This window comes from Rahnella bruchi, assembly GCF_003614975.1.
GTDB classification, from domain to species: Bacteria; Pseudomonadota; Gammaproteobacteria; order Enterobacterales; family Enterobacteriaceae; genus Rahnella; species Rahnella bruchi.
On the sequence record NZ_QZWI01000010.1, the window covers coordinates 55,513 to 75,344 of the forward strand.

General features: G+C 53.4%; 21 protein-coding genes. 13 read left to right on the forward strand and 8 right to left on the reverse strand.

From position 1 onward, the window contains the following. Position 1 precedes the first annotated feature (1 nt). The gene (locus D5398_RS16575; protein ID WP_120508609.1) at positions 2-1,801 is read left to right on the forward strand and encodes an ABC transporter ATP-binding protein; all 1,800 of its coding nucleotides are present in this window, start codon (positions 2-4) and stop codon (positions 1,799-1,801) included. 8 nt (positions 1,802-1,809) lie between these two features. On the opposite strand, the gene D5398_RS16580 is transcribed toward D5398_RS16575, so the two are convergent. Beyond that, positions 1,810-3,093 carry an HdeD family acid-resistance protein gene (locus D5398_RS16580; protein ID WP_120508610.1) on the reverse strand — a complete coding sequence of 428 codons (1,284 nt, stop codon included), beginning with the start codon at positions 3,091-3,093 and terminating at the stop codon, positions 1,810-1,812. Positions 3,094-3,096: 3 nt separating this feature from the next. Continuing rightward, the gene (locus D5398_RS16585; protein ID WP_162940775.1) at positions 3,097-4,323 is read right to left on the reverse strand and encodes a diguanylate cyclase family protein; all 1,227 of its coding nucleotides are present in this window, start codon (positions 4,321-4,323) and stop codon (positions 3,097-3,099) included. A gap of 175 nt (positions 4,324-4,498) precedes the next feature. On the opposite strand from D5398_RS16585, the gene D5398_RS16590 reads away from it, so the two are divergent. The 3 genes from D5398_RS16590 (at position 4,499) to metQ (ending at position 7,392) form a co-directional block, all read left to right on the forward strand. Next, a complete protein-coding gene (locus D5398_RS16590; RefSeq protein WP_120508612.1) occupies positions 4,499-4,834 on the forward strand; it encodes a DMT family transporter in 336 nt (111 codons plus the stop codon). 332 nt (positions 4,835-5,166) lie between these two features. Then, positions 5,167-6,378, forward strand: a complete 1,212-nt coding sequence (locus D5398_RS16595; RefSeq protein WP_120508613.1) for an MFS transporter — start codon at positions 5,167-5,169, stop codon at positions 6,376-6,378. Between the two features lie 201 nt (positions 6,379-6,579). Beyond that, positions 6,580-7,392, forward strand: a complete 813-nt coding sequence (gene metQ, locus D5398_RS16600; protein ID WP_120508614.1) for a methionine ABC transporter substrate-binding lipoprotein MetQ — start codon at positions 6,580-6,582, stop codon at positions 7,390-7,392. Positions 7,393-7,469: 77 nt separating this feature from the next. On the opposite strand, the gene D5398_RS16605 is transcribed toward metQ, so the two are convergent. Further along, complete coding sequence (locus D5398_RS16605; protein ID WP_120508615.1) at positions 7,470-7,649, reverse strand: YodC family protein; 180 nt, start codon at positions 7,647-7,649, stop codon at positions 7,470-7,472. 133 nt (positions 7,650-7,782) lie between these two features. Here D5398_RS16605 and D5398_RS16610 point away from each other — a divergent pair, with 133 nt between their 5' ends. Then, on the forward strand, positions 7,783-8,214 hold the full coding sequence (locus tag D5398_RS16610; protein ID WP_120508616.1) for an OsmC family protein: 432 nt from the start codon (positions 7,783-7,785) through the stop codon (positions 8,212-8,214). 58 nt (positions 8,215-8,272) lie between these two features. Here the strand turns inward: D5398_RS16610 and D5398_RS16615 are convergent, their stop codons facing one another. Together D5398_RS16615 and D5398_RS16620 are read right to left on the reverse strand one after the other, a co-directional pair. Further along, complete coding sequence (locus D5398_RS16615; RefSeq protein ID WP_120508617.1) at positions 8,273-8,620, reverse strand: type II toxin-antitoxin system RelE/ParE family toxin; 348 nt, start codon at positions 8,618-8,620, stop codon at positions 8,273-8,275. Positions 8,621-8,657: 37 nt separating this feature from the next. Then, entirely contained in the window at positions 8,658-8,891 is a 234-nt protein-coding gene (locus D5398_RS16620) for a type II toxin-antitoxin system Phd/YefM family antitoxin (RefSeq protein ID WP_120508618.1), read from the reverse strand. A 205-nt stretch (positions 8,892-9,096) separates the two neighbouring features. On the opposite strand from D5398_RS16620, the gene D5398_RS16625 reads away from it, so the two are divergent. The 7 genes from D5398_RS16625 (at position 9,097) to D5398_RS16655 (ending at position 17,062) form a co-directional block, all read left to right on the forward strand. Beyond that, positions 9,097-10,005 carry a LysR substrate-binding domain-containing protein gene (locus tag D5398_RS16625; RefSeq protein WP_120508619.1) on the forward strand — a complete coding sequence of 303 codons (909 nt, stop codon included), beginning with the start codon at positions 9,097-9,099 and terminating at the stop codon, positions 10,003-10,005. 149 nt (positions 10,006-10,154) lie between these two features. Continuing rightward, a complete protein-coding gene (locus D5398_RS16630; protein WP_120508620.1) occupies positions 10,155-11,618 on the forward strand; it encodes a gamma-aminobutyraldehyde dehydrogenase in 1,464 nt (487 codons plus the stop codon). A gap of 35 nt (positions 11,619-11,653) precedes the next feature. Next, positions 11,654-12,811, forward strand: coding sequence for a putative ABC transporter substrate-binding protein YdcS (ydcS, locus tag D5398_RS16635; RefSeq protein ID WP_120508621.1), 1,158 nt, complete (start codon positions 11,654-11,656; stop codon positions 12,809-12,811). 53 nt (positions 12,812-12,864) lie between these two features. Next, complete coding sequence (locus tag D5398_RS16640) at positions 12,865-13,887, forward strand: ABC transporter ATP-binding protein (RefSeq protein WP_120508622.1); 1,023 nt, start codon at positions 12,865-12,867, stop codon at positions 13,885-13,887. Positions 13,888-13,902: 15 nt separating this feature from the next. Beyond that, positions 13,903-14,835, forward strand: coding sequence for an ABC transporter permease (locus tag D5398_RS16645; RefSeq protein ID WP_208645994.1), 933 nt, complete (start codon positions 13,903-13,905; stop codon positions 14,833-14,835). After that, positions 14,825-15,631: an ABC transporter permease gene (locus D5398_RS16650; RefSeq protein WP_120508624.1), complete on the forward strand. Its 807-nt coding sequence runs from the start codon at positions 14,825-14,827 to the stop codon at positions 15,629-15,631. Before D5398_RS16645 ends, D5398_RS16650 begins: the two co-directional genes overlap by 11 nt. A 12-nt stretch (positions 15,632-15,643) precedes the next feature. Then, complete coding sequence (locus tag D5398_RS16655; protein WP_120508625.1) at positions 15,644-17,062, forward strand: gamma-aminobutyraldehyde dehydrogenase; 1,419 nt, start codon at positions 15,644-15,646, stop codon at positions 17,060-17,062. Positions 17,063-17,122: 60 nt separating this feature from the next. Here D5398_RS16655 and D5398_RS16660 read toward each other — a convergent pair whose 3' ends face one another. Next, positions 17,123-17,485, reverse strand: coding sequence for a hypothetical protein (locus D5398_RS16660; RefSeq protein ID WP_120508626.1), 363 nt, complete (start codon positions 17,483-17,485; stop codon positions 17,123-17,125). A gap of 278 nt (positions 17,486-17,763) precedes the next feature. Further along, complete coding sequence (gene tehB / locus D5398_RS16665; RefSeq protein WP_120508627.1) at positions 17,764-18,363, reverse strand: tellurite resistance methyltransferase TehB; 600 nt, start codon at positions 18,361-18,363, stop codon at positions 17,764-17,766. Between the two features lie 123 nt (positions 18,364-18,486). Here tehB and D5398_RS16670 point away from each other — a divergent pair, with 123 nt between their 5' ends. Next, positions 18,487-19,122, forward strand: coding sequence for a Vat family streptogramin A O-acetyltransferase (locus tag D5398_RS16670; protein ID WP_120508628.1), 636 nt, complete (start codon positions 18,487-18,489; stop codon positions 19,120-19,122). 3 nt (positions 19,123-19,125) lie between these two features. On the opposite strand, the gene D5398_RS16675 is transcribed toward D5398_RS16670, so the two are convergent. Continuing rightward, entirely contained in the window at positions 19,126-19,653 is a 528-nt protein-coding gene (locus tag D5398_RS16675) for a GNAT family N-acetyltransferase (protein ID WP_120508629.1), read from the reverse strand. Positions 19,654-19,832: the final 179 nt, after the last annotated feature.

A 19,832-nucleotide genomic window follows, 5' to 3' on the forward strand; every position in this document is an offset into this window, starting at 1 on the left:
GATGCATAACCCGGTTTTACAGGTCGATAAGCTGAATACCGCGTTTTCCGTGGACGGTGAATGGCTGAACGTAGTGCGGGATCTTTCCTTCTCCATTGGCCCTAAAGAAACGCTGGCGCTGGTGGGCGAATCCGGTTCCGGCAAAAGTGTGACGGCGATGTCCGTGATGCGTTTGCTGGATGAAAAGCAGACCCGCTATTCAGGCAGTATCCAGTTTGACGGCCAGGAATTACTCAGCCTGAACCGTGCGCAGATGCAAAGCATTCGCGGAAACCGCATAGGTATGATTTTTCAGGAGCCAATGACCAGCCTGAATCCGGTGCTGAAAATCGGTGTGCAGATTACCGAAGTACTTAAACGCCATCGGGGCATGGACGATAAAACCGCCCGCGCTGAAGCGGTGCGCCTGCTGGAAAAAGTGCGTATTCCGGCCGCCACCTCGCGGCTTAACGAGTATCCGCTGAGCTTTTCCGGTGGCATGCGTCAGCGCGTGGTGATTGCCATCGCGCTGGCCTGTAATCCCCGTTTGCTGATTGCTGACGAACCCACAACGGCGCTGGATGTGACCATTCAGGCGCAAATTCTGGGACTGATTAAATCGTTGCAGGAAGAAGAGGGCATGTCGGTTCTGTTCATTACGCACGATATGGGCGTGGTGGCGGAAGTGGCGGATCGCACCCTGGTAATGCACCGTGGCGAAGCGGTGGAGCAGGCCACCACGCGGGAAATCTTCCATCTTCCCCGACACCCTTATACGCGGGCGCTGCTTTCAGCCGTGCCGCGACTCGGCGCAATGAACGGCGTGGCGCTGCCGAAACGCTTCCCGCTCACCGACATGCAAACCGGCGAACCGCAGCCGGTGGCGGAATCAGTCGATACGCTGCGCGCAGGGCTGCCGGTGTTGGACGTTAAAAATCTGGTGACACGTTTTGATGTGAAATCCGGCCTGCTGCGACGTGTTTCTGCCCGCGTGCATGCGGTCGAAGACCTGTCGTTCAGCCTGCAACCGGGCGAAACGCTGTCGCTGGTAGGCGAATCCGGCTGCGGAAAATCCACCACCGGACGTACGATTTTACGCCTGACCGAAGCGACTTCCGGCGAAGTGCTGATTGCCGGGCAGGATATCCGCCGCGCAGACAGTGCGCGGCTGGCGGAGATCCGCACCCAGGCGCAGATGATTTTTCAGGATCCGTACGAAAGCCTGAACCCGAGAATGCGCATCGGTCAGGCGATTACCGAACCGATGATAAGCCTCGGACTGCACAATGCCGAAAGCGCGAAGCGCCGCGTGGCGCAACTGCTGGAACAGGTGGGATTACAAAGCAATATGGCGACGCGATTCCCGCATCAGTTCTCCGGCGGACAGCGCCAGCGCATCTGTATTGCCCGCGCGCTGGCGCTGGAGCCGAAAATGATCATCGCCGACGAAGCGGTTTCAGCGCTGGATGTGTCAGTGAAAGCGCAGGTGATCAATCTGATGCTCGATCTCCAGCAGGAACTCGGGCTGGCGTACCTGTTTATCTCGCACGATATGGCCGTCGTCGAGCGCATCAGCCACCGCGTGGCGGTGATGTATCTGGGTGAAATCGTGGAAATCGGTTCCCGCGCAGACATCTTCCAGAACCCGCAGCACACCTATACCCGCAAACTGCTGGCCGCCGTGCCGGTACCCGATCCGGATGTTCACCGCAAACGCACCGTGGTACCCGAAGAACTCGCCAGCCCGCTGCGCGCGGCGATCTATCAGCCGCCTGCGCGCCATTACCGTGAAGTCAGTGACGGGCATTTCGTGCAGCTGTAATCGTGCAACTAAAGTGGCGATTTATCCCTTTGCCGCCAGCGTGTAAACCACGAATGCCGGACCGGATGCACCAGCGCGTGTAATGCCCGCGCATAATCGAGCATCAGCCCCGGTGTCCAGGCCATCGTCGTCGCGCGTTTTCGCAGCTGGGCAGCAATCCACAATTCAGGCATAAAAAATAATTTCAGGAAACGCCACCAGCCTCCGTGTCGGGAAATAACGCCCTCCAGCGCGGCTTCCAGCCCGTAGGCCACGCTGCTGGAGCAATTTCGCCAGGTCAGGTTATAAATCACCAGCTGGCGATAGCTTTCCCAGAATTGCTGTAACGCCTGCGCATTAAAATCACTGAACACAATTTTACGGTCTGATTCACACCAGCCCGCCGCCTCGCTGATGTAGCTCTTCTGATAAAGCCCCGGCACGTTGTTTTCCTGAATGGCTTTCAGGGTATTGAAAAACTCAGCGGGGGAGCGGTCGATGTCTGCTGCCGGATAAAGGCTGATATAGAGTTCCGGGGGCATCTCCAGCGCGGCATGGCCGGTTGAAATTACGCCATGCACATCTACTGCTGCGATATAACGGTTGAACACCGGGCGCGGTACCGGCGAGTTCGCCGCCGAGCCTTCCGGTGTCCAGATATGCACAATGAGGGAACCTTCGGCGCGGGCAATGGCCGCTGGCAACGCAATAACGGGGATCAGACCGGGAGGTGCCATCATGGCGGAAAGCGTAACGCCGTCGCGCATTTTAAAAGCGCGGTATGCCAGTGGAATACATTGGATCCCACCGAGGATCATGATCATGCCGACAAACTGTGAAATGGTGCCGTGGTGATGGGTGGGATAGGGCAAAAACAGAAACAGGGCAAAAATCAGCTGAGCAACACCGCTGAAAAAGACCTGACGCCAGCGGTCATACCGCACCACCCAGGCTGACGCCATGACAAAAAGACCGGTAATGAAAAACGCGAAACCAAATAAAATGGCCAGCAGCAGATTACTGCTCTCGCGACCTGACAGGATCAACACCGCAATAAAGCAAAATATGCCGCCCTTAAAATAGAAGACTGACTTTTTCGCGCCGGACGCACTCCCGGCCAGAAAAAGCGTCACCAGGCTTTCTGCCAGCAGGATCAGACCGAAAACATGAAAAGGGAAGTAGCGCATTCCTTCCAGACCATCCATAAAGACAATCACGCCCAGCCCGCTCCATAACACGCCCATAATGGCCAGAACCGGCGCAGATTTACGCACAAAATTGGCACCCATCAGTAACAGTGCAAGTTGCAGCATCGCTTACGCCTCCCTGACTGTTCGGGTGAAGCCCCGGTTGGGCAATTCTTCTGACCAGGAGCCAATAATGACCACACCTTCCGGTTGCGGCAGGCCTGTCAGTTTCGTTTCCTGAAGCTGTATTTTTATTTTCGGCGAGAGCTGGATCAGGAAAGAGAAAGTGTCTGTGACCATGCCGCCGTGGCTGATGGTTTCCCAGCGCGCGCGCATTCGTTTTGCGTCGTCCGGCGAAAGCAGCGCCAGCAGCTCATCCGCATGATGAATCTTCAGAAGATGTTGCGTAAGAGGCGTAACCGACGTCTGGTCCCAGGTCAGACGCCCGCTTTGAGGGATCAGATAATAAGAGGACGCCATACCCGGCACATTCCGCTTAAGCACATACACAAAATTTAGCAGCAAAGCGGTGCCGGAGAGATAGCATTGCGCCAGCAGCAGCGGTTCTCCTGACCGTAAGCCCGGAATAAACAGCGGGCCAAGACGGTGCCAGGAGCAATAAATAACAATCGTGCTGAAACTGAGAAAGGCCAGTGCACCAAGACGGTTACCGCTGGCAATCGGGATGGCGATCATGATCATGACCGGGATGCAGGCCAGGATAAAATGCAACGCTTCGCTACGCGCATCATCAAAAGGTTGACTGAAAACCCACGCGGCGCAAAGACATAACCCTATCCATAATCCGCCACCGGTCAGGCATTTACGTAAAACTAAGGGTTCCGGTTTCCAGAACAATCCCATGATAATGGTGGTCAGCAAAATGGTGCCGACCACATTCGCCGACCACCAGATCCACAGCGTCTGAACAAAATTGATATTGTGACGATACAACACCCATCCCGCGCCTGCAGCCGCGGCGACTGCGCTTATTACCACCGTGGCAGCCAGCCAGATCAGCACGTTGACCTGCATGTCATCCGGACGTCTGAAGCGCCGCACGAGCCACGCAATCGCAAAATCGTTGCCCAGTGAAATCATCGAATGCACCAGCGAGGTTTCCAGCGAGTGCCGCATCGTGACGTCCAGCAGCGTCCGTACGATAAACAAACCTAAAAACAGAGGAGGCCAGAACCTGCGTGGTGTTAACAAAAATGCCGCCACCGCAAGGCCAGCGGGAAACCAGACAAATGAAACCTGGCTCAGGGGATCATCAAGAAACAAAGAGATATACCCGAGAGAAAAGTAGAGCGCGCACCATAACAGCAGCTGTAAATAGAATTTAGCAGGGGACAAAGCGACCTCGCGATTAGATTCAAAGCACTGAGTTGTAGCTAAAGCGTAGAACAAATGGATCCAACAGAGAGGGTTTTACCTCTGTCAGCGAAAACCTCGAAGAAGGCAGGCCGGGAACGCAGGAGAGTATAAACTTTAAAGCTGGCGTCTTTTCTTTTTCAAATCAGAAGGTGTTATGTACAAAATCTATCTTATTCTTGCCGTTTCGATATGCGCAGAAACACTGGCTACCTCAATGATGAAAGCGTCTGACGGTTTTACCCGATTATTCCCCAGTATCATTGTGGTCGTGGGTTATGCGATTTCATTTTATGGGCTTTCTCAGGTCGTAAAAGTCATGAATATCGGCATCGCCTATGCCATCTGGGCGGGTATGGGGATTTTCCTGGTATCGACCCTGTCATTTTTCATCTACAAACAACGACTGGATATCCCCGCGCTGATTGGTATGGCCTGTATCGCCATCGGCATCATGATTATTCAGCTCTACTCAAAATCAGTGACGCACTAACCGGTCTACGCCGCGTGTGATTTATCGCCCTGCCAAATGATGATTACCGGCCATATCCGCCGGTTTTATGGTGGCGCTTACATTAGTTACAACATACTTATATGTGGAGACATTTTCTGATCGAGTTATCTGTATGTGCCTTTTTCGTTTGAGACTCTGCGCGCCTCTGTAGCCCGCATGGCAGGCGGGAACTGGCTTAGCTGCGTAACGGATAAGAATTACCCTAACAGTCATTATGAAAATGCCTTGACCCTGTGATAGTGATCACGTTTATTACGATGATTCTACCGTTTTGAAATAATTCACCTTGCTAAGTATAAGGATAATAAATAATGACTGAGTGCTCATCGCTGGACACCCGGCCAGAAACCTCTGCTTTCCGCCGCTGGCTGGCGGTTTTCTCACTCGCCTGCGGCACGTTCGCGCTGGTTAATACTGAATTTCTGCCGATCGGATTGCTTTCGCCAATCGCGCAATCTCTGGGTGTCACTGAAGGTCATGCCGGGCTGGCGGTGATGTTGCCCGGTTTGGTGGCGGCGATTTCTGCGCCGCTGATCATGTTGTTCGCCCGCAAAATGGACCGACGCAACCTGCTGCTGTTGCTCTCCGCGACGGTGATTGTGGCCAACGGAATCGCCGTGATGGCGCAGACTTTCAACATTCTGCTGATCGGACGCATCATTCTGGGCATCGGCGTGGGCGGCTTCTGGTCGTTTGCCATTCCGTCCGGGCGACGGCTGGTGTCGGAAGAGCAGGGCGCACGGGCGATTTCCCTGATCACCGCAGGCGTGGCGGTCGGCACCGTCGCGGGGGTTCCGGCGGGCGCGTTTATTGGCGACCTGTTTGGCTGGCGCATGGCGTTTACCCTGAACGCGGTGCTGGCGCTGGTATTCTTCGTGTTGCAATGGCTGGCGCTGCCTTCGTTGCCCGCGCAGCAATCTATAGGCCTGCGTGCCATGCTGGGCGTCACCAAAGTGGCGGGGATACGTTACGCGCTGATCATCGGCATCTTCATGGCGGGCGGTCATTTCGCGGCTTATACCTATCTTGAGCCGTGGCTGCGCTTCAATCTGCATCTTTCTGCCAGTGACATCTCGTTGCTGCTGATGGGTTATGGCGTCGCGGGTCTGGTGGGAACGCTGACGACTGAAATCAGCGTGCGTGAATTCGGCGTGAAGAGAGCGTTCATGCTCAATATGCTGCTGCTCAGCGTATCGGTGCTGGTGTTGTCACTGTTTCAGGTGCCGTTAGCGCTGGCCTGTGCGCTGGTGATCTTGTGGGGATTAGCGTTTGGCGCACTGCCGGTGTGTCTGAATATCTGGACGTATCAGGCATCGCCTGCGCTTTTCGAAACCGGTTCGGCGTTGCTGGTGTGTGTCTTTCAGACCTCGCTGGCGCTGGGCGCGTTGTTTGGCGGGATCCTGGCTGACAATTCCGGCGTCAGCAGTGCTTTCCTGCTCGGCGGCGTGCTGACATTGCTGGCGGGCATTACGATTTTCCTGTCACGCCCGCAGCCCGTTACCTTGCATGGTTCGACGCAGTGATCGGATAACGATCAGGAAATCTTTCCACATTTGAAAATTCTTCTTTTCCAAAGCCTGCATAGTGCGGGCTTTAATTTTTTCTGGTTTTTTGCATTAGGTTATTTCATTTTCGTATTTGCCGATCGGGAATCGATTTGAAACACTGTCGGCTTAACAGTTTGTTTCAACTTGAATATTTATTCACGGAAAGAGTAAACCTTTATGCGCACCTTATTAAAACTATCCGTTCTGGCATTATCTCTGGCGGGCGCACTGGCGCTGAGCGCTTGTGATCAGAAATCCAATGAGAATCACATCAAGGTCGGGATCAGTGCAGGTATCGATCAGCAGATGTGGGAAACCATCAAAAAAACCGCCAAAGACAAATACAATCTGGATGTCGACGTGGTGACGTTCAACGATTTTGTATTGCCGAATTCCGCGCTGAGCAGCGGTGATATCGACGTTAACGCCTTCCAGCACCGTCCTTATCTGGATAAACAAATCAAAGAACGCGGTTACAAGCTGGCGGAAGTGGGGAAAACCTTCGTTTATCCGATCGCTGGATATTCCCGCAAAATTAAATCCATCGATCAGCTGAGTGACGGCGCACAGGTGGCGGTGCCTAACGATCCGACAAATCTTGGCCGCTCGCTGTTGCTGCTGCAAAAAGTCGGGCTGATCAAACTGAAAGAGGGCGTGGGTCTGTTGCCGACGTCGCTGGATATTATCGAAAATCCAAAGCATCTGAAGATTGTTGAAATCGAAGCGCCTCAGCTGACCCGCGCGATTGACGATAACAAAATCGAGCTGGCGATCATCAATACGACGTATTCAGGCCAGATCGGGCTGACGCCAGGTAAAAACGGACTCTTTGTGGAAGACAAAGATTCACCTTACGTGAACATCATTGTGGCGCGTGAAGATAACAAAGACAGTCAGGCGGTGAAGGAACTGGTGGAAGCTTATCAGACTGACGCCACCGTCAAAGCGGCAGATGCCATCTATCATGGCGATGCAGTAAAAGGCTGGTAATACGTAGATAAGTATTAATGATTATTGAATCCTGAGATTCTAAAATCTCAGGATTTTTTGTTTCTGCGAAGTTAGACTCAGCAAACGCCGAAATCGCCTTCTTCCTGATACAGGCTCACGGTATCTGCTTTCACTTCAATTTCCTTTGCACCGAACTCGTCCTGACGCGTACACCACAGGGTGTCGCCTTCAACACGTTGCACGACCAGTTTCGGGCCGCCGGTCTTGGACTGAACGATATCTTGGGGGTTAAACATGTTTTTTCCTCTGTTTTCAATGACGTTGTAATGATGGAAAAACGTGTCCGCAGGCCGCATAGCCCGGCCAACCTCGCGAAACACCGATCTGAAGCTATACTTAAAGTTAATGTAATACAAACCGGAGGAAAACATGACCATTCATAAGAAAGGGCAGGCGCATTGGGAAGGTGACATCAAACACGGTAAAGGTCACATCTCTTCTGAAAGCGGCGCGCTGAAGGAACAGCCTTATGGTTTCAACACCCGTTTTGAAGGAAAACCCGGAACGAACCCGGAAGAATTAATAGCAGCAGCGCATTCTGCCTGCTTCTCGATGGCTCTTTCGCTGATGCTCGGTGAAGCGGGTCACACTCCTGAAAGTATCGATACCGTCGCAGACGTTTCACTGGATAAAGTGGATGGCGGCTTTGCGATCACCAAAATCGCGCTCGACAGCAAAGTAAAACTGCCGGGGATCGATAAAGACACATTCGACGAAATCATCAAAAAAGCCAAAGCCGGTTGCCCGGTATCTCAGGTACTGAAAGCAGAAATCACGCTGACGTATCAGCTTGAAAATTGATGAAAGCCTGAAATTTTGAATCTGAAAGCCACGCGAAGTTTGCGTGGCTTTTCTGTTGTTAGCCCATGATCAACTTTTTAAACAACAGTTCCTGAACATTTTGCCGCTGCGAAAGAAGCACGTACACGGAGATAAGGTTTGCCGATTCATCATAGGTATAAATGATGCGGTAACCATTCAATGTATTACATTCGCGAAATTTGATGATACCCAGCGCGGCGAGATCGGGTGCAACCGGGCAGGATAAAGGAAAAACTTTCACTTTTGCTTCAAACTCATCCAACACTGCGTTGATGATTTTTAGCGCATCGTTTCCCTGTGAGGTCTGGAACGACGCAATTTCATCAATAGACAACTTTACAGTTTGCAGGTACTCAATCGTGATTTTACTTTTCGTCGCAGACATAAATTGATCCCAATAATCAGCAGATCAGATGAGAGGTTCATCTGGCAAGATCTGCTAACAACTGTTCTCTCGTGAATGTCCGGCCCTCTGCTTTATCATTTTCTGCCAGTGTAAGCAGCTTGAGTAAAGCAATGGTTTCATCCCTTTTTTGTCTGTCTTCAAAGGATTCAATCACGTAAGCCGGTTCACCATTCTGAGTGACCAGTATCGGTTGTGATAAATCAAGTACAGCAGCATGCTTCTTTACGAAGCTGATAGTCTGTATTTGCATGTTTAATTTCTCCGCCAAGTTTTACGGTCTAAATATAGTTCTTTTAAAGACTGCTTGCAAAGTAAGTTTCCCATTCTCCGGTATGCCTCGCAAAACGCCTGTCCCCGGTTTGACAAAAATCCGCCCTCTGCCATTACTTGATCATTCCCTAAAACCGAATGCTGACGCTAAGGATTCGGTTTTTTAATGCGATGAGAGAGTCGTTATGCTGACGCTGCGCCAGATCCGCCATTTTATTGCCGTTGCCGAGACCGGATCGATATCCGCTGCTGCCCAGGCCTCTTTTGTTTCACAGTCCTCGCTGACTCAGGCGATTCAGCAACTTGAGACGGAAACGGAGGCGCGTCTTTTTGACCGCCACCCCAAAGGGATGACGCTGACCCATCAGGGGCATCAGTTTTTACGCCAGTCCTATCTTATTCTCGCCACCGTCGATAACGCCAAACGCAGCCTGCAAATGGGTACCGAAAATGTCACCGGTCAGCTGACGCTGGGCGTGACCAGCCTGGTGGCCGGATACTTTCTGGTGGATTTACTCAAGCAATTCAACGCCTATTACCCGAATGTCGACGTCAAAGTGGTGGAGGATGAACGCCAGTACATCGAACATCTGCTGGTTAGCGGCGAAATAGACATTGGGGTGCTGATCCTCTCAAATCTGGAAGACCGCGATGCGCTGCAAACCGAGGTGCTGACGCATTCTTCGTACCGCCTTTGGCTGCCGCCGCTGCATCCTTTGCTTGAACGTGAAAGCATTTCTCTGGCGGATATTGCGAATGAACCGCTGATCCAGCTCAACGTGGATGAGATGGAAAAACATGCGCAGCGGCTGTGGGCGCGTGCCGGGCTGAAGCCTAATATTGCGATGAAAACCGCGTCAACGGAGGCGGTGCGCAGTCTGGTGGCTGCCGGGCTGGGCGTATCCGTGCAGCCGGACATGGCGTACCGCGCCTGGTCACTGGAAGGAAATATGATTGAAGCCAGCAAGCTGGAAGATTCTATCGAGCCTCTGGATATCGGACTGGCATGGCGTCGCGGTAGTGCGCGGCCAGAACTGGTGACGCCTTTCCTGACGATTGCCCGTGAAAACAGCGCCAAGAGAAAGCCGTCATAACCGGAGCATTCGTTTTTTCCGAACGCAGCCTTCAGTAATTGCTATTTGTTGCCCTCAGAGAAATTACCTAATGTGAATTAGCAGTTTTGTTACTAGCTAATAACATTTTTGTTAATTGATGGTGACTGACTTCTCTGAGGGGCAGTACGATGTCGGATGCAGAATTTGTTGCCATTTTCTCTGATAAACACGCAATCAACGGCGACCTTCTGCACGGCGAGGGCGCAACGCAAAGTATTTTTAATCCCGCCAGCGGAGAGGTGATTGCAGAAGTGGCGGAAACGTCACTGGCACAGGTGAATATGGCGGTGAATGCTGCCAGTCAGGCGTTTACCCGCTGGTCACGTACCACTCCCGCCGAACGTGCCACTCTCCTGTTGCGGATTGCCGATGCTATTGAAAGGCAGGCGCCGCAGCTGGCGCGTCTTGAAGCCCTGAACTGCGGTAAACCGCTGTATCAGGCGCTGAATGACGACCTGCCTGCAGCCGTGGATGTGTTCCGTTTTTTCGCCGGAGCTGTCCGGTGTCAGCAGGGTCAGTTGTCCGGTGAATATCTGCCCGGTCATACCTCGATGGTGCGCCGTGATCCGCTGGGCGTGGTCGCTTCTATCGCGCCGTGGAATTACCCGCTGATGATGTCAGCGTGGAAAATCGCCCCGGCGCTGGCTGCCGGAAACACCGTCGTTTTCAAACCTTCCGAACATACTCCGCTGACCATTCTTGCCTTACTGCCTGCCCTGCAGGACATCCTGCCGCCGGGCGTTCTTAACGTGATCACCGGCAGCGGCGAAGGTGTCGGCAACGCACTGGTCAGCCATTCTCACGTTCGTCTGATTTCCCTGACCGGCGATATCGTCACCGGTCAGCGGATTTTGCAGGCCGCCGTGAAAACTGTGAAACGCACCCATCTTGAACTGGGCGGCAAAGCGCCGGTGATTGTGTGTAATGACGCGGATATCGACGATGTGGTTCACGCCGTCAGCACCTGGGGTTATTACAACGCCGGACAGGATTGCACCTCCGCCTGTCGCGTATATGCGCAGGCCGGAATTTATGAGCGTCTGGTGGAAAGACTGGGCGACGCCGTGGCGCAGCTGCCGTTTGCCAAAAAGAACGACAGCGAAAACTTTATGGGGCCGCTGATAAGCAGCCGACAGCGCGACCGCGTGTCCAGCTTTGTCGAACGGGCACTGAGCCAGCCGCATATCGAGCGCATTACCGGCGCGGCGTCGCATTCCGGCTCCGGTTTTTACTATCAGCCGACGCTGCTGGCGGGCTGCCTGCAAACTGATGAAATCGTGCAGCGCGAAGTGTTCGGGCCGGTGGTCAGCGTCACGCGTTTTGACTCGCTCGAACAGGTCGTCAGCTGGGCCAACGAATCCGAATACGGGCTGGCATCGTCAGTCTGGACACAAAATATCGACCTCGCCATGCAGATTTCCTCGCATCTGCAATATGGCACCACGTGGATTAACACCCACTTTTCTCTGGTCAGTGAAATGCCGCACGGCGGACTCAAACGCTCCGGCTACGGTAACGATCTTTCCAGTTATTCCTTACAGGACTACAGCGTAGTCAGACACATCATGGCGAAGTTCAAACCTCAATTCTAAAAACAACATTTACGACGACAGGACAGGAGTAAGCGATGAATAAGAACAACGGTGTTTACGCTTTATCTGCAATTTGTTTGGGCCTGCTGAGTTTCTTAAATAGCGCGCTGGCCGCAGACGCACCCACCAGTATTGGCAAAGGCGAAGGCCAGTTAAATATTGTCGCGTGGCCGGGTTATATCGAGCGCGGCGAGAGCGACAAAAATTACGACTGGGTGACGCAGTTTGAAAAGCAAACCAGTTGCAAGGTGAATGTAAAAACCGCAGCGACGTCCGATGAAATGGTCAGCCTGATGGCGAAAGGCGGCTATGACCTGGTGACGGCGTCCGGTGATGCGTCGCTGCGTCTGATTTACGGTAAACGCGTGCAGCCTATTAATCCTGCGCTGATCCCGAACTGGAAGAACGTCGACCCGCGCCTGACGAAAGGCGCATGGTTCAATGTCGGCGGCAAAGTTTACGGTACGCCGTACCAGTGGGGGCCGAACCTGCTGATGTACAACACTAAAACGTTCCCGACGCCGCCGGACAGCTGGGCGGTGATTTTCGTGCCGCAAAATCTGCCGGATGGTAAACCGAATCAGGGACGCGTTCAGGCGTATGACGGTCCGATTGCCATTGCTGACGCCGCGCTGTACCTGAAAAGCACGCAGCCGGATCTCAAAATCGAAGACCCGTATCAGCTCAACGACACCCAGTATCAGGCTGTGCTGAAACTACTGCGCGCCCAGCATCCGCTGATCCACCGCTACTGGCACGATGCGTCGGTGCAGATGAGCGATTTCAAAAACGAAGGCGTGGTCGCCAGCTCCTCATGGCCGTATCAGGCCAACTCGCTGAAAGGCGAAAAACAACCAATCGCCACCGTATTCCCGAAAGAAGGCGTCACCGGCTGGGCGGATACCACCATGTTAGCGGCGGATTCCGAACATCCGAACTGTGCCTATCAGTGGATGAACTGGTCGCTTGAGCCGAAAGTGCAGGGCGACGTCGCCGCCTGGTTTGGTTCCGTGCCCGCTGTTCCGGCAGGATGTAAAGCCAGCCCGTTGCTCGGTGCAGAAGGCTGTCAGACCAACGGTTTCGATAAATTTACGTCGATTTCATTCTGGAAAACGCCACAGTCCGAAGGCGGCAAGTTCGTTCCATACAGTAAATGGACTCAAGACTATATCGCCATCATGGGCGGCCGTTAATACGCGGCATCCTTTGCTTATTCCAGTGAAAACTTTGAAACCGGGAGCGAACTATGCCCGCCGTACAATTTATCAATGTTTCCCGAATATTCGGGGAAACTAAAGCCGTCGATAATGTGTCTATCGATATTCAGGACGGCGAGTTCTTTTCGATGCTCGGGCCTTCGGGCTCGGGGAAAACCACCTGCCTGCGCCTGATTGCCGGGTTTGAAACGCTGTCATCCGGTTCCATCCGCATTCATGGTAAAGAGGCCACAAAGCTCGCGCCGTATGAGCGGGATGTGAATACCGTCTTTCAGGATTATGCGCTGTTTCCGCACATGACCGTGCTGGAGAACGTCGCGTATGGCCTGATGGTGAAAGGCGTGGGCAAAAAGGAGCGCAATATCCGCGCGATGGAAGCCCTTGAGCGGGTGGCGCTCGGGTTTACTGCGGCACGCAAGCCGGCATTTTTATCCGGCGGTCAGCGTCAGCGCGTGGCTCTGGCGCGGGCGCTGGTCAATCAGCCCAGCGTTTTGCTGCTTGATGAACCACTCGGTGCGCTCGATCTCAAACTGCGGGAGCAGATGCAGGGGGAGCTGAAAAAACTGCAACGCGAACTGGGTATTACCTTTATTTTCGTCACTCACGATCAGAGTGAAGCGTTGTCGATGTCAGACCGCGTGGCGGTGTTTAATAACGGGCGCATCGAGCAGGTGGATTCACCGCGCGAGCTGTACCTCAATCCGCGCACGGCGTTTGTCGCGCAGTTTGTCGGTACAGCCAATGTGCTCAATTCAGATCTCTCCCTCAGGCTCACCGGGCTTTCCGGCAGCCGTTCGATTCGTCCTGAACATATCCGCCTGACACCACAACCCCAAGCCGACAGCAATGTCGTGCAGGTCAGCGCTATTCTGAAAGATATCCATTTTCAGGGAGCGGCGACGCGCTACGAACTGGCGCTGGACGGCGGCGAGCGGCTGTTTGTCAGTGAACCGAATAATCTGGCGGCCAGCCAGCAAACGCGCTTCCAGACCGGCCAGCCGGTGGTGGCATGCTGGGATCGTGACGCTATGGTGGCGCTGCTTGAGGGTTAAACGATGGATATCAGTATGACTCCTTATGAGAAGCGGGCGCGGCGTGGCCGGGCGCTGATCACCTTTCTGCATCATCGCCCCGGATTTTATCTGGCGCTGCTGCTGGTTCCGCCACTGTTGTGGTTCGGTGCCATCTATTTAGGCTCACTGTTTGCGCTGCTGTGGCAGGGTTTGTATACCTTCGACGATTTCACCATGACGGTGTCGTCGACGCTGACCACCGCAAATCTGCGCGCGCTGTTCGATCCGGTGAACGCTGACATCATTATCCGCACGGTGAGTATGGCGCTGCTGGTGTCGTTTTTCAGCGCGGTGCTGGCGTTTCCGATCGCTTATTACATGGCGCGCTACATTACGGGCAAGAAAAAAGCCTTCTTCTATGTCGCGATCATGTTGCCGATGTGGGCGAGTTACATCGTCAAAGCCTATGCGTGGACGTTGCTGCTTTCCAAAGGCGGCGTGCTGCAATGGTTCCTGGAACATCTCGGGCTGGAACCGCTGCTCGCGGCGATGCTGAGTTTGCCGGGCATCGGCGGCAATACGCTGTCAACGTCGGGGATTGGTCGCTTCTGGGTGTTCGTCTACATCTGGCTGCCGTTCATGATATTGCCGATTCAGGCGGCGCTGGAACGTCTGCCACCGTCGCTGATCCAGGCATCTGAAGACTTAGGCGCAAAACCCTGGCAGACGCTGCGTTATGTCATCTTTCCGCTGTCGGTGCCGGGCATTGCGGCCGGTTCGATTTTCACCTTCTCCCTGACGCTTGGCGATTACATCATCCCGCAATTGGTGGGGCCTCCGGGGTATTACATCGGCAATATGGTGTATTCCCAGCAGGGGTCGATTGGCAACATGCCGATGGCGGCGGCGTTCACGCTGGTGCCGATTGTGCTGATTGCTGTTTATCTGTCGATGGTTAAACGACTGGGAGCTTTCGATGCACTCTAAACGCGCACCCTGGTTACTCAAACTTTCCGCGTGGGGCGGGCTGGTATTCCTGCATTTCCCGCTGCTCATCATCGCGGTATACGCCTTTAACACTGAAGACGCGGCGTTCAGTTTTCCGCCGAAAGGCTTCACGCTGCACTGGTTTGCGGTGGCGGCCGGACGGCATGACATCCTCGACGCCATCTGGCTTTCGGTGCAAATCGCCTGTTACGCCACGGTGATTGCGATGGTGCTCGGCACGCTGGCGGCAGCGGCATTGTACCGGCGCAATTTCTACGGCAAAAACAGCATCACTTTACTGTTCATGCTGCCGATTGCCTTACCGGGGATCATCACCGGTCTGGCGCTGCTTAACGCATTTCATGCGGCGCAAATCGAGCCGGGCATGCTGACCATCGTTATCGGTCACGCCACGTTCTGCATGGTGATTGTTTATAACAACGTGATCGCGCGGTTCCGGCGCATCACCCACAGCCTGATTGAAGCCTCGATGGATTTAGGCGCGGACGGCTGGCAGACCTTCCGCTACATCATTTTACCCAACCTCAGCACTGCGCTACTGGCGGGCGGAATGCTGGCGTTTGCGCTGTCTTTCGACGAAATCATCGTCACTACGTTCACCGCCGGACACGAGCGCACGCTGCCTATCTGGCTGCTCAATCAGCTGGGACGTCCGCGCGAAGTACCGGTCACTAACGTGGTAGCGCTGTGCCTGATGGTACTGACCATGATCCCGATCCTGGGCGCGTGGTATCTGACAAGAAACGGGTCTGATGTGGCCGGTGACGGCAAATAATAAGGAAAAATAATGCAAACGAATATGCTGATTAATGGTGAGCTGGTTGCCGGAGAAGGGACGTCGTTGCCGGTTTACAACCCGCATAACGGGCAGGAAATTGTGCGTCTGGCGCAGGCCAGCGAGCAGCAGACCAAACAGGCCGTCGATCAGGCGCATCGCGCTTTTACCGACTGGGGACAGACCACGCCGAAAACCCGTTCCGAACTTTTGCTGGCGCTGGCTGACCGCATCGAAGCTAACGCCGAAGCGCTCGCGCAACTCGAATCGCTGAACTGCGGCAAACCTCTTCATCTGGCGCTGGGGGATGAAATCCCGGCGGTAGCCGATGTATTTCGCTACTTTGCCGGTGCCAGCCGCTGTCTGAACGGGCTGGCCAGCGGCGAGTATCTGACCGGACATACTTCGATGATCCGCCGTGATCCGCTGGGGGTGATTGCCTCTATCGCGCCGTGGAATTACCCGCTGATGATGGCCGCCTGGAAAATTGCTCCGGCGCTGGCGGCGGGCAACTGCGTGGTGATTAAGCCTTCCGAGATCACACCGCTGACGGCGCTGAAACTGGGCGAACTGGCGCAGGATTTATTCCCGGCAGGTGTGCTGAATGTGTTGTTCGGCGACGGACAGACAGTCGGTAATGCGCTGACGCATCACGATAAAGTGCGGATGATCTCCCTGACCGGCTCAGTCGCCACTGGCGAGAAAATTGTCGCGCAGGCCACCAGCGGCATCAAACGCACGCATATGGAACTTGGCGGCAAAGCGCCGGTGATTGTATTCGATGACGCGGATATCGGTCAGGTGGTGGAAGGCGTGCGCACGTTCGGTTTCTACAATGCCGGACAAGACTGCACCGCAGCCTGCCGACTCTACGTACAAAAAGGCGTGTACGCGCAACTGGTGAAAGCGCTGGGCGAGGCGGTTTCAACGATTAAACTCGGAACGGACGAAAACGCAGAGATGGGACCGTTAGTCTCTGCGGCGCATTTAGAACGTGTGGAAGGTTTCGTGCAACGCGCCAAACAGCAGGCGCATATTCAGGTTGTCACCGGCGGTGAACGCGTGCGCGGCGAAGGCTACTATTTTCAGCCTACCGTGCTGGCCGGTGCGCGTCAGGAAGATGAAATCGTACAGCGTGAAGTATTCGGCCCGGTGGTCAGCATCACCGAATTCGACACTGAAGAACAGGTTCTCGATTGGGCCAACGAGTCAAACTACGGGCTGGCCTCATCCGTCTGGACGCAGAACATCGGTCGCGCCCATCGCCTCAGCGCCCGCCTGCAATACGGCTGTACCTGGGTGAACACGCACTTCATGCTGGTCAGCGAGATGCCGCACGGCGGACAAAAACAATCCGGCTATGGCAAAGATATGTCGATGTACGGGCTGGAAGATTACACGGCTATCCGGCACGTGATGATAAAACACTGAATACAACAATGATAACAGCAGGGAATTTTCCATTCCCTGCTGATCGAAAATCAGAACTCTTTATTCCGCAGTGGTCGAGGCAATCTTTTTCCGGGCGATATCAATAAATAAAATGCTGGCTGCAAAGGATATTCCCGCCCCAGTTATAATAGTGAGCAAATATGAAGTGAGATAATTATATTCTTTATCAATTAATGTCAGCTGCTCTGAAATTAAATCAATATTGTCAATGACATATCCCCTGGCGAAATACAGGCCACACCAGAAAGCGCTGAAACCAATTAAGCACGTATAACAGACGTAGCTGAATTTTCTGTCAATGTATTCGAGATAAAACTTAGGATCGGAGTAAGCCATTTTAAGCAGGCCTAAAAAACAGCCCAGATAAATACCGATCAACCACTTCATGATGTCCCAGTTCATACAACTCTCTGAATGCAGCCGCTGCCGGCGTTGATGTATAAAAACGAAAACGATGCCCGCAAGACTTCATAATGAAGTATGAGCACCGCCACTAAAACCTTAATGATTTGTTTTTACTCGACTTTTGTCTGAAATGACGCGCCGTATTATCACACTCCGCCCACATTCTGGCAAGAATGATGACATTGTACGGTCAGTCAGTTCTGAAGGAATACAGGGGTGGATATTGGATGAAAACAGAAAGGCTGGCGAATGCCGCACCAGCCTCACAAGGGCTATCAGATCTTTTTCGCCAGCAGTGTCGCAAAACGGAGTTTATAACGGTCACCATTTTCGTCACGTTTATGCAATTCGCCGACGTCTTCGTTGTACTTCACGATTTCCCAGCCACGGTAATAATCACGTAATTCTTCCGGCTGGAAGGTGAACGGGAAGGGCAACTGACACGGATAATCGGGACTGTCCATCGCGGCGACAATCAGGTTATAGCCTCCGGTTTTCGTTGCAGCGTGCATGTCTTTAATAATGTGCGGGATGCTGTCACGTTGCAGGAACATCATCACCACCGTTGAAAAGATAAAATCGTATTCGCCGGTAAAACGGTGCGTGTTCAGATCCTGCTCGCTGATGTCGATATTTTGCAGGGATTCTGCGGCAATAATCTCATGCACTTTTGCGACGCTCATCGCATTGTTGTCCCAGCCGGTGACATCAAAGCCTTTCAGGTTGAGATACAGTGAGTTACGTCCGCTGCCACAACCTAAATCCAGCGCTTTACCCGGCTTAACATATTTTACCGCGTTGAGAATTTCGGAATGGGTACGGGTCAGACCGTATTTTTCGGTGTAATAGTCTTCTGGTGCGAGTTGCTGTGTCATTCGCTGGTTTCCTGAAAAGTGAATCGTATACCCGCGATTATCCTCTAAAATAGGGTGTGCGCACCATGACTCTTAGTGGGGTCAGCGCCATGCACCCTCTGGTCATTGATATAAGGAGATAACATGTCTGGCCCGTCACCCGATAACAAGCATCCGATGGAGGGGTTTCCTCAGGTCTGCTTCATCAAGAACACCGTCAGCAATCCCAATATTATTATTGGCGACTACACCTACTATGACGACCCGGTCGATTCAGAAGATTTCGAGCGCAATGTGCTTTATCACTTTCCGTTTATTGGCGATAAGCTGGTGATTGGAAAGTTCTGTGCGCTGGCCCGCGGAGTGAAATTCATCATGAACGGGGCCAATCACATGCTGTCTGGCATTTCGACTTATCCGTTTCAGATTTTTGGCAACGGTTGGGAAAAGGTGATGCCCGCCGCAGAAGACCTGCCTTATAAAGGCGATACGGTGATCGGAAATGATGTCTGGATTGGCTATGAAGCCTTGTTTATGCCGGGCGTTCAGGTCGGGAACGGCGCCATTGTTTCGTCGAAATCGGTGGTCACCGGCGATGTTCCGGCGTATGCCATTGTGGGAGGCAATCCGGCTAAAGTCATCCGGCACCGATTCGACCCTGAGACCATCGCCTGCCTGGAGCAGATTGCCTGGTGGAACTGGCCAGCAGATAAAATTTCCAAAAATCTGGCGTTGATAACCGCAGGCGACGTTGACGCGCTGGCCGCCTGCGGATTTTGACGATCAGCGGGTTGTGCGGTGATCTGTCTGCCGGTAAAGGTAACTGCCTACGCCATGTACCGGATCACCTTCAAAACCGACTTTTTGCATGCCGATTTTCTCCAGCACGCGCTGCGAAGCCAGATGGTTTTCGCGCACGGTGGCGGAGATCCGATCAATGCCCAGTTTCTCAAAACCGGCATTCAGCGATGCGCTGGCAAATTCCGTTGCCAGCCCTTTTCCCCAGGCGCCGGTCGCAAAACGATAGCCAAGAAACACCCGGTGATTTTCGTAGCCTTCGCGAACGCCCAATCCACCAAAACCGATAATTTCCTCAGGCTTGTGACTACGTGTTATCGCCCAATGGCCGAAGCCGTGATCCGGCCATGCCTGTAACCAACCGTTCAGTTTTTCCTGCGCCGCCGCCATATCTTTGAGCGGACCGCGCGGATTAAACAGGTTAGTTTGCGGATCGCCGTAAATTGCAAAAAGAGAAAAGATATCTTCAGCCTCAACAGGCCGCAACAGCAACCGCGATGTTTCAAGGATCATAGTCAGTGTTTTCCTTCTGTTAGCTGTTGTAGAGCTTAGTCTGAGCGGGAAACTGTGCCAATATATCTGCCACTGGAAAAGAAATCAGTCACCAAACGTAATGTAATACAGCGTCAACATGTCGATGAAATCGCATTCCATCGACATGTTGGCGCGATATGTTTATATCATCGACACAT

Excerpts from the sequence above, each read along its gene's own strand:
- D5398_RS16575 (WP_120508609.1), top strand. The coding sequence starts at position 2 with ATGCATAACCCGGTTTTACAGGTCGATAAGCTGAATACCGCGTTTTCC.
- D5398_RS16580 (WP_120508610.1), bottom strand. The coding sequence starts at position 3,093 with ATGCTGCAACTTGCACTGTTACTGATGGGTGCCAATTTTGTGCGTAAA.
- D5398_RS16590 (WP_120508612.1), top strand. The coding sequence starts at position 4,499 with ATGTACAAAATCTATCTTATTCTTGCCGTTTCGATATGCGCAGAAACA.
- D5398_RS16595 (WP_120508613.1), top strand. The coding sequence starts at position 5,167 with ATGACTGAGTGCTCATCGCTGGACACCCGGCCAGAAACCTCTGCTTTC.
- metQ (WP_120508614.1), top strand. The coding sequence starts at position 6,580 with ATGCGCACCTTATTAAAACTATCCGTTCTGGCATTATCTCTGGCGGGC.
- D5398_RS16605 (WP_120508615.1), bottom strand. The coding sequence starts at position 7,649 with ATGTTTAACCCCCAAGATATCGTTCAGTCCAAGACCGGCGGCCCGAAA.
- D5398_RS16610 (WP_120508616.1), top strand. The coding sequence starts at position 7,783 with ATGACCATTCATAAGAAAGGGCAGGCGCATTGGGAAGGTGACATCAAA.
- D5398_RS16615 (WP_120508617.1), bottom strand. The coding sequence starts at position 8,620 with ATGTCTGCGACGAAAAGTAAAATCACGATTGAGTACCTGCAAACTGTA.
- D5398_RS16620 (WP_120508618.1), bottom strand. The coding sequence starts at position 8,891 with ATGCAAATACAGACTATCAGCTTCGTAAAGAAGCATGCTGCTGTACTT.
- D5398_RS16625 (WP_120508619.1), top strand. The coding sequence starts at position 9,097 with ATGCTGACGCTGCGCCAGATCCGCCATTTTATTGCCGTTGCCGAGACC.
- D5398_RS16630 (WP_120508620.1), top strand. The coding sequence starts at position 10,155 with ATGTCGGATGCAGAATTTGTTGCCATTTTCTCTGATAAACACGCAATC.
- ydcS (WP_120508621.1), top strand. The coding sequence starts at position 11,654 with ATGAATAAGAACAACGGTGTTTACGCTTTATCTGCAATTTGTTTGGGC.
- D5398_RS16640 (WP_120508622.1), top strand. The coding sequence starts at position 12,865 with ATGCCCGCCGTACAATTTATCAATGTTTCCCGAATATTCGGGGAAACT.
- D5398_RS16645 (WP_208645994.1), top strand. The coding sequence starts at position 13,903 with ATGACTCCTTATGAGAAGCGGGCGCGGCGTGGCCGGGCGCTGATCACC.
- D5398_RS16650 (WP_120508624.1), top strand. The coding sequence starts at position 14,825 with ATGCACTCTAAACGCGCACCCTGGTTACTCAAACTTTCCGCGTGGGGC.
- D5398_RS16655 (WP_120508625.1), top strand. The coding sequence starts at position 15,644 with ATGCAAACGAATATGCTGATTAATGGTGAGCTGGTTGCCGGAGAAGGG.
- D5398_RS16660 (WP_120508626.1), bottom strand. The coding sequence starts at position 17,485 with ATGAACTGGGACATCATGAAGTGGTTGATCGGTATTTATCTGGGCTGT.
- tehB (WP_120508627.1), bottom strand. The coding sequence starts at position 18,363 with ATGACACAGCAACTCGCACCAGAAGACTATTACACCGAAAAATACGGT.
- D5398_RS16670 (WP_120508628.1), top strand. The coding sequence starts at position 18,487 with ATGTCTGGCCCGTCACCCGATAACAAGCATCCGATGGAGGGGTTTCCT.
- D5398_RS16675 (WP_120508629.1), bottom strand. The coding sequence starts at position 19,653 with ATGATCCTTGAAACATCGCGGTTGCTGTTGCGGCCTGTTGAGGCTGAA.